This window comes from Sphingomonas sp. LH128 (assembly GCF_000293195.2).
Classification (GTDB): Bacteria; Pseudomonadota; Alphaproteobacteria; order Sphingomonadales; family Sphingomonadaceae; genus Novosphingobium; species Novosphingobium resinovorum_A.
Genome location: NZ_ALVC01000604.1, coordinates 1 through 224, shown reverse-complemented (window position 1 = coordinate 224; position 224 = coordinate 1). Strand labels below are relative to the sequence as shown.

Sequence of the window (224 nt, the reverse complement as noted above, 5' to 3'; positions counted from 1 at the left end):
CGCAATGACGGGTATGCAGCTTGAGGCGCCGGCCGGGATGGTCCGTATTCCCGGCGGTACGTTCGCGATGGGATCGGAAACCTTCTATCCCGAGGAAGCGCCCGTGCGCCGCGTTTCGGTCGATGGGTTCTGGATCGATGCCACGCCCGTCACCAACCGCCAGTACGCACGGTTCGTCGCGGCGACCGGCTATAGCACCGTCGCGGAAGTCGCGCCCGATCCCG

The 224-nt window shown here is 66.5% G+C and carries 1 protein-coding gene; it reads left to right on the top strand.

Annotation, left to right across the window (positions count from 1 at the left end; all coding sequences use genetic code 11):
- Positions 1–37: 37 nt before the first annotated feature.
- Positions 38–224 (top strand): SUMF1/EgtB/PvdO family nonheme iron enzyme (locus tag LH128_RS30550; RefSeq protein WP_327195332.1); only part of this gene is annotated, 187 nt, incomplete at its 3' end.